This is a genomic window from Tsukamurella soli, assembly GCF_039541155.1.
In the GTDB taxonomy this organism is placed as follows: Bacteria; Actinomycetota; Actinomycetes; order Mycobacteriales; family Mycobacteriaceae; genus Tsukamurella; species Tsukamurella soli.
On record NZ_BAABFR010000012.1, the window covers coordinates 1 to 8,604 of the forward strand.

Below are 8,604 nucleotides of genomic sequence, written 5' to 3' on the forward strand. Positions count from 1 at the left end.
TCATCGCCCGGATGGCGTTCGGCTTCCACAGCCCCGACTCCCTCATCGCCCTCGCCATGCTCAGCCTCGGCGGTCACCGCCCCACCCTCCCCGGCCGGAACTGACCCACACATATGTCAGGAGGGCCCTAAAAGAATCCGATTTCGCCGTCGCACGGGAATGGGTGACTGCAACACGTGTTGTCATCGACCGAGCCGAGGCACCACCGCCCTTGATCGACGATCCTCGCTGCGGCTTCTGCTCACACGTATCGATATGTCTGCCTGACGAGAACGTGCGGTCCGATAGTCCACGGCGGATCGCGGTCAGCAATCCACACGGCGACGTTCTCCATCTCACGACGCCTGGTAGTCGCGCGTCACTCAAAGCCGGTCGTGTAGTGGTGACCAAGCAGCGGGAAGAACTGGCATCGGTCCCCGTCGAGCGCGTAGTGGGTTTGGTGGTGCACGGGAACGTCGACGTATCGAGTGCACTACTGCGCGAACTCCTGTGGCGCGGATACTCGATCGTCTGGTGCGCAAGCAGTGGACGTGTGGTCGGGAGCGCTCGATCCGCATCGTCGCCGAACGGTATCGCGCGCGTCCGGCAGCACGTTGCCTCCGAATCCGGACACCTCGAGCTGGCCCGGGAGTTCGTTGGTGCAAAGGTGTCGAACCAGGCGACTCAGCTCCGACGGAACGCCCGCACCGACGTCACAGATCCCGTGCGGCGGATGCGGGAGATCGCTCGATCGTGCAGCAGCACTCCCGATATCCCATCGCTGTTCGGCCGAGAAGGCGAGGCCGCAGCGATGTACTTCAAGAACTTCCCCGCCTTACTGTCCCCGGACGCAGATCCCGCATTCGCCGACCTGTGGCCTGGCCGTACCGGGCGTGGTGCAACGGATCCACTGAACGTGCTGCTCAATTATGCGTACGGCTTGCTCCTGGCAGACACCGTCCGCGCCATCCACGCATGTGGACTCGACCCGCACGCAGGCTTCCTCCACACCGCGACGCGAAACAAGCCGGCGCTCGCCCTCGACCTCATGGAGGAATTCCGCGCTCCGATTGCCGATTCAGCGGTGCTCGGCGCCATCAACAACGGCGAGATCGTCGTGGCAGACCTCCCACAGACGCTCGCGAACCGGCGGCTCGGGGAGGGTGCGCGCCGTACACTCACTGCGTCGTACCAGCGCCGGGTCCGGCAGGAGCTCACCCACCCGGTATTCGGATATTCCGTGAGTTGGCGCCGCGCCATCGAAATCCAGGCACGTATGGTGCTCGGCGTCCTCGACGGTACAGCGAAACGATACACCGGGATCCGTACTCGATGACGCGCGAAGACGTCCGCCGGACCCTGATCGCATACGACGTCACCGACGACAGACGCCGCGCGCGTCTGGCCACCGCTCTATCGAAGTACGGGGACAGGGTGCAATACAGCGTGTTCGTCGTCGACGCCATCCCCGGGCAGCTCATCCGGCTCCGCGCTGAACTTCGGCGCATCGTCGACCTGTCGCTGGATTCGTTGCTCTTCTGCGACCTCGGCCCGGTCCTCAGTCTCGTCCCGCGCCAATTCGAGTTCGAGGGGCGGGACAGGCCGATCACCGACACAGACAGCTTTGTCGTCTGAGGTCACGAGGGGTACGCGACATGACGAGCACCACGGCCACCGCTCGCATGGTGTTCTGCCTGGTCACGCGCAATAAGAGAGGTCTAGCCCCGGCGGATTCGCCCCTCGGCGTGTCGCGTCTGTGACCACCGCTCGCACCCGGGTAGCCGAGCTGCAGGTCAGACGGCTATATTTGGGGTGGCTCCCGCCTCGGCTCCGGCCGAGGCGCTTTCGTTGAGGCGCGCACGAACCTTATCGAGCCAGTTCACCTCGATCGCGCCCGCCTCGGCTCCGGCCGAGGCGCTTTCGTTGAGGCGAGTCCAACGGCGAACGGCACCGCACCACCGCCTGATCCCGCCTCGGCTCCGGCCGAGGCGCTTTCGTTGAGGCGCACTGCGAGTGCAGGTGGACAGCAACGCATTTCCCCGCCCCGCCTCGGCTCCGGCCGAGGCGCTTTCGTTGAGGCCCGATCGGCAGTCCCGAACGCCGAAAGCTGATGGTGCAGCCCGCCTCGGCTCCGGCCGAGGCGCTTTCGTTGAGGCGAACCCGGATTCCAGCACTGGCTGCGTCTCACCCTCGCCCGCCTCGGCTCCGGCCGAGGCGCTTTCGTTGAGGCTGGTCTGCGTGCAGCGGGCCGTCGGTGGCGCCGCACACCCGCCTCGGCTCCGGCCGAGGCGCTTTCGTTGAGGCTGGTAATCCGGATTGAGGAACGGTGGTACGACAGCCCAACCCGCCTCGGCTCCGGCCGAGGCGCTTTCGTTGAGGCTCGACTATGCCGCCGCAGCCACACGCCAGGAGCAGTACAACCCGCCTCGGCTCCGGCCGAGGCGCTTTCGTTGAGGCCCCATCCGCCGCCCTGACCACCACCACCACCACCCCGCCTCGGCTCCGGCCGAGGCGCTTTCGTTGAGGCTGAATCTGACCCTCAGCCGACTTGATGATAGAGTACTCCCCGCCTCGGCTCCGGCCGAGGCGCTTTCGTTGAGGCACCCCGTACGCCGCAGCCTGATCCTTACCCGCCGTGATCCCGCCTCGGCTCCGGCCGAGGCGCTTTCGTTGAGGCCGGAGCCGCTGGTAGTGAGCCCCAACAGCTTCGACGGCCCGCCTCGGCTCCGGCCGAGGCGCTTTCGTTGAGGCGGACAGTCGGCTTGTCCGGGGCGGCAACAACCTTCGCCCCCGCCTCGGCTCCGGCCGAGGCGCTTTCGTTGAGGCTACGAGGGTGACGGCAACGCCAACGACATCGCCCTGCCCCGCCTCGGCTCCGGCCGAGGCGCTTTCGTTGAGGCGCGGTAGAACCTGTGCTGGTGAAGAACTCGGGCTTCCCCCCGCCTCGGCTCCGGCCGAGGCGCTTTCGTTGAGGCCAGCGCAACGGTGAGCTGACACCGCAGATCGTGGTGGACCCGCCTCGGCTCCGGCCGAGGCGCTTTCGTTGAGGCCCTAAGACTGGTGCTCGGCGTCGGCCTCGTCGTCCTCCCCGCCTCGGCTCCGGCCGAGGCGCTTTCGTTGAGGCTGGATGCGGATCGACCTGCGGTAGTCACCCGGACGCTCCCGCCTCGGCTCCGGCCGAGGCGCTTTCGTTGAGGCGTTGAACATGTCGGCAGCCTTATCGCGTGCTCGCCCCGCCTCGGCTCCGGCCGAGGCGCTTTCGTTGAGGCGGCGTCGACGTTCGTGGACGGCGCGCACGATGACCCCGCCTCGGCTCCGGCCGAGGCGCTTTCGTTGAGGCTGGCAGCTGTCGGCCATTTTCTACGCTCCTGTGGCCCGCCTCGGCTCCGGCCGAGGCGCTTTCGTTGAGGCCGGTCCGATGACGTCGTCGGGGGTCAACGGGCTGTCGCCCGCCTCGGCTCCGGCCGAGGCGCTTTCGTTGAGGCTGGGGGCTCGGCGGCAACGGCAATGTCGTCAACAGCGGCCCGCCTCGGCTCCGGCCGAGGCGCTTTCGTTGAGGCCCTGACCGCCACCCGCGCCCCGACGATTGACGTTCCGCCCGCCTCGGCTCCGGCCGAGGCGCTTTCGTTGAGGCCCGCAGCTCGAACAGCTCGCCCTGCAGGGCGGCATGGCCCGCCTCGGCTCCGGCCGAGGCGCTTTCGTTGAGGCGCGGCAGTGGTCACGAAGCACGGCGCGGCCTCGACCCGCCTCGGCTCCGGCCGAGGCGCTTTCGTTGAGGCGACCAGGCACCACCGGCCGCACCGGAGAAGCCGAAGACCCGCCTCGGCTCCGGCCGAGGCGCTTTCGTTGAGGCGAACCGACGCGACACCGGCAGTGCGGTCTCCACGACGGCCCGCCTCGGCTCCGGCCGAGGCGCTTTCGTTGAGGCAGATAACACCGATGTAGTTACCTGACATGCAGGCCATAGGCCCGCCTCGGCTCCGGCCGAGGCGCTTTCGTTGAGGCCAGGAGGACTACGGCGCGGAGATAGCCATAGGCGGGCCCCGCCTCGGCTCCGGCCGAGGCGCTTTCGTTGAGGCGAGGTCACGTCGTACGTCGACATCGCCACGTTCTTCCCGCCTCGGCTCCGGCCGAGGCGCTTTCGTTGAGGCACCGCGTCCGGGACGCACACCTCGCAGTCGTGGGCCCCCGCCTCGGCTCCGGCCGAGGCGCTTTCGTTGAGGCCGCGAACAAGATCCCCAACCCGGAGAAACTATCCCCGGCCCGCCTCGGCTCCGGCCGAGGCGCTTTCGTTGAGGCTGCTCATCGTCGCCGTCGCCCTGCTGGCGGTGTCGTTCCCCCGCCTCGGCTCCGGCCGAGGCGCTTTCGTTGAGGCCGGACGGGAAGTCGACGATCACGGCGGGATCACCGGCGCGCCCGCCTCGGCTCCGGCCGAGGCGCTTTCGTTGAGGCAAACTGATTCCGTGACGCACCAGCGCATCACACAAGCGCCCCGCCTCGGCTCCGGCCGAGGCGCTTTCGTTGAGGCCCGGGAACGCGTAGTAGCTGCTCGCGGCGGTCATGTTCCCGCCTCGGCTCCGGCCGAGGCGCTTTCGTTGAGGCAAGTGGGGCGGCGTCGACTGGGGTGACTGCTCCGATCTCCCGCCTCGGCTCCGGCCGAGGCGCTTTCGTTGAGGCCCATAGCACACTCGCCTAGGTGTCAACCCCATGGCTTCCCCCCGCCTCGGCTCCGGCCGAGGCGCTTTCGTTGAGGCATGGCGGTGGCTGCGTCCAGGATCCGTTTCGCCACAACCCGCCTCGGCTCCGGCCGAGGCGCTTTCGTTGAGGCCTGGCGCTGTTCGTGGAGGAGAAGATCGCGGTGGCGCCCGCCTCGGCTCCGGCCGAGGCGCTTTCGTTGAGGCTCGTCCTGCGTCTTCTCGTCGCCGTCCGCGACGGCTGTGCCCGCCTCGGCTCCGGCCGAGGCGCTTTCGTTGAGGCTTGGCAGGACCGCTGATGGCATTCGATTTTGCCGATCCCGCCTCGGCTCCGGCCGAGGCGCTTTCGTTGAGGCACCGACAGCTCCTATCGCCGCGACAATGGAACCGATCGCCCGCCTCGGCTCCGGCCGAGGCGCTTTCGTTGAGGCACCGACAGCTCCTATCGCCGCGACAATGGAACCGATCGCCCGCCTCGGCTCCGGCCGAGGCGCTTTCGTTGAGGCCTTAGGGTTCTCGCGTGCCAGTTCATCCAACGCGGTCGCCCGCCTCGGCTCCGGCCGAGGCGCTTTCGTTGAGGCCGCGCAGGGAACACAGACCGCTGGACAGCAGCAGTCGCCCGCCTCGGCTCCGGCCGAGGCGCTTTCGTTGAGGCGATGATGAAGTGGGACGATGCTCGATCCCTCGCACCCCCCGCCTCGGCTCCGGCCGAGGCGCTTTCGTTGAGGCCAGAACCGCCCACGACCAGCGCCGACATCACGCCGGATCCCGCCTCGGCTCCGGCCGAGGCGCTTTCGTTGAGGCATCTACAGCTACATACGGTGGTGGTTACGTAAGTGGGCCCGCCTCGGCTCCGGCCGAGGCGCTTTCGTTGAGGCGACGAACTCAACAGACTGAACCTCGAAGCGATCAACAAGCCCGCCTCGGCTCCGGCCGAGGCGCTTTCGTTGAGGCGCCGTACGGGCAGGGCGCAACCTCCGAGGAGTCCTCCCCCGCCTCGGCTCCGGCCGAGGCGCTTTCGTTGAGGCTCGACACAGTTCACCACCCGCACGGTGTCGGGGGACCCGCCTCGGCTCCGGCCGAGGCGCTTTCGTTGAGGCTCCCACCGCAGCTTGTTTCCGCCGACCAGGCCGACGACCCGCCTCGGCTCCGGCCGAGGCGCTTTCGTTGAGGCGACGTGCAGGCGCAGCCGAACCGGAAGAATCTCGGCGACCCGCCTCGGCTCCGGCCGAGGCGCTTTCGTTGAGGCAAGAACCCGTTCTTGTTGGCGGAAGTGCAGTGGCCCCGCCTCGGCTCCGGCCGAGGCGCTTTCGTTGAGGCACCCATCACATCATTGGTCGATGGAAAAACCTACACCGCCCGCCTCGGCTCCGGCCGAGGCGCTTTCGTTGAGGCCGTCGCCGCCGCATCACGGCGGTCACCGTCATCGCCGCCCGCCTCGGCTCCGGCCGAGGCGCTTTCGTTGAGGCGGCTGGGAGCCGGGCATCCGCGGGCACGTGTACCGGCCCGCCTCGGCTCCGGCCGAGGCGCTTTCGTTGAGGCGGGCGACGGGATCACCGTGCGGCGGTGTCTCGCTCATCCCGCCTCGGCTCCGGCCGAGGCGCTTTCGTTGAGGCCTCAGCTCCGGCGCGTACCAAAATGGGTCTGCCGCACCCGCCTCGGCTCCGGCCGAGGCGCTTTCGTTGAGGCATCCGCCAGCTCGCCGACGAACTCCGCCAACTCGACCCCCGCCTCGGCTCCGGCCGAGGCGCTTTCGTTGAGGCACGACTGGACAACCTGACCTCTCCAATCTCGCTACCGTCCCGCCTCGGCTCCGGCCGAGGCGCTTTCGTTGAGGCGAGAAGCTCCTCGACACGCAAGGCGCCCGGTCGGCGTCCCGCCTCGGCTCCGGCCGAGGCGCTTTCGTTGAGGCAGCTTCTTCCACCAGGGCGAGGTGATCACCGACCACGGCCCGCCTCGGCTCCGGCCGAGGCGCTTTCGTTGAGGCGAGAACGTGCAGTGCGCTCACCTGGGTTGCAACTCCCGCCCGCCTCGGCTCCGGCCGAGGCGCTTTCGTTGAGGCGCGAGCGCCCTGTACCCCGGCGACGATGCGCCGGAGCCCGCCTCGGCTCCGGCCGAGGCGCTTTCGTTGAGGCGGGCGAAGGAGAACGGGTACGCGGTAGCCGACACGGGCCCGCCTCGGCTCCGGCCGAGGCGCTTTCGTTGAGGCCCGAACGGCTTCCCCAACGGGGTGCACGGCGCGCCCGCCCGCCTCGGCTCCGGCCGAGGCGCTTTCGTTGAGGCACCGACCGCTCCTATCGCCGCGACAATGGAACCGATCGCCCGCCTCGGCTCCGGCCGAGGCGCTTTCGTTGAGGCCAGGCGAAAGTGCAGCAAGCCATGCAGCAGGATCAACCCCGCCTCGGCTCCGGCCGAGGCGCTTTCGTTGAGGCCGACCACCATCCGGCCGCCGCGAATGCGTCACCTGCCCGCCTCGGCTCCGGCCGAGGCGCTTTCGTTGAGGCCTTGGGATTCTCCTTCGCCAATTGATCCAGGGATTCGGCCCGCCTCGGCTCCGGCCGAGGCGCTTTCGTTGAGGCCCGCAGGCGGTGTGGTACGCCGAGACGTTCCCGGCCCGCCTCGGCTCCGGCCGAGGCGCTTTCGTTGAGGCGAGAAGACGTTGGACGCGCAAGGGCAGCGCACCGGCCCCGCCTCGGCTCCGGCCGAGGCGCTTTCGTTGAGGCAACGAAAACAGGTGAATGGACTATCGAGGATACAGAGCCCCGCCTCGGCTCCGGCCGAGGCGCTTTCGTTGAGGCAGTGCGGCTTCCATCTCTGCATCGTACTCTGCGGCGCCCGCCTCGGCTCCGGCCGAGGCGCTTTCGTTGAGGCCCGCGCAGCGCCTCGGCGGCCTCGAGCATCTCACCGACCCGCCTCGGCTCCGGCCGAGGCGCTTTCGTTGAGGCAGCCGGACGGTGACGGCCACGGTGTGCGACAACACCCCCCGCCTCGGCTCCGGCCGAGGCGCTTTCGTTGAGGCTCCACGTGCAGCAATCCGTCAACGGCACGTTTGCCGGCCCGCCTCGGCTCCGGCCGAGGCGCTTTCGTTGAGGCCAGACACGACGGGGTTAGATCACGCTCGACGTAGACGCCCGCCTCGGCTCCGGCCGAGGCGCTTTCGTTGAGGCAAAGAGCGGTCCGGCTACGACCACAACGTCGACCAGCCCGCCTCGGCTCCGGCCGAGGCGCTTTCGTTGAGGCCTAGCAGGACCGCTCATGACATTCGACTTCACCGATCCCCGCCTCGGCTCCGGCCGAGGCGCTTTCGTTGAGGCACACGGATGCACCATCGTGCTCGAAGCGCCCGGCAGCGAACCCGCCTCGGCTCCGGCCGAGGCGCTTTCGTTGAGGCACCTCCGCCCGATGCAGCCCCAGCAACGTCTCCACGCTCCCGCCTCGGCTCCGGCCGAGGCGCTTTCGTTGAGGCCAGTCCCAGATCTTGTCCCGCATGACCTGACTCTCGGCCCGCCTCGGCTCCGGCCGAGGCGCTTTCGTTGAGGCGGCAACCTGACGCCTCGGCGTCGGCTGCTCCAGTCCGACCCGCCTCGGCTCCGGCCGAGGCGCTTTCGTTGAGGCATGGAGGAGATCGAGTCCGGCGACGCCTACGAAGGCCCGCCTCGGCTCCGGCCGAGGCGCTTTCGTTGAGGCGCGTTCCCGGTACCGACGCTCATCGGCGGCGCAGCCACCTCCCGCCTCGGCTCCGGCCGAGGCGCTTTCGTTGAGGCCGCACCACCCTGCAGTCGTGGTGGAGGTGGTGCGACCTCCCGCCTCGGCTCCGGCCGAGGCGCTTTCGTTGAGGCGCGTTCCCGGTACCGACGCTCATCGGCGGCGCAGCCACCTCCCGCCTCGGCTCCGGCCGAGGCGCTTTCGTTGAGGCCGCACCACCCTGCAG

General features: G+C 69.0%; 3 protein-coding genes and 1 CRISPR repeat array. All 3 genes read left to right on the forward strand.

Annotation, left to right across the window (positions count from 1 at the left end; translation table 11 throughout):
• On the forward strand, nucleotides 1-104 hold a 104-nt coding region (locus ABD908_RS05690; protein WP_344992318.1), incomplete at its 5' end, for a hypothetical protein.
• 170 nt (nucleotides 105-274) lie between these two features.
• A complete protein-coding gene (gene cas1, locus ABD908_RS05695) occupies nucleotides 275-1,315 on the forward strand; it encodes a CRISPR-associated endonuclease Cas1 (RefSeq protein ID WP_344992154.1) in 1,041 nt (346 codons plus the stop codon).
• Nucleotides 1,312-1,614 (forward strand): CRISPR-associated endonuclease Cas2, encoded by a 303-nt coding sequence (gene cas2 / locus ABD908_RS05700; protein WP_344992157.1) that lies wholly within the window; start codon nucleotides 1,312-1,314, stop codon nucleotides 1,612-1,614. The genes cas1 and cas2 overlap by 4 nt, the downstream gene beginning before the upstream one ends.
• 183 nt (nucleotides 1,615-1,797) lie before the next feature.
• Nucleotides 1,798-8,589: direct repeats of the CRISPR family, unit length 37 nt; unit sequence CCCGCCTCGGCTCCGGCCGAGGCGCTTTCGTTGAGGC.
• The last annotated feature ends 15 nt before the right edge of the window (nucleotides 8,590-8,604 follow it).

Coding starts and splice junctions, on each gene's coding strand:
- cas2 (WP_344992157.1), top strand. CDS start 1,312: ATGACGCGCGAAGACGTCCGCCGGACCCTGATCGCATACGACGTCACC.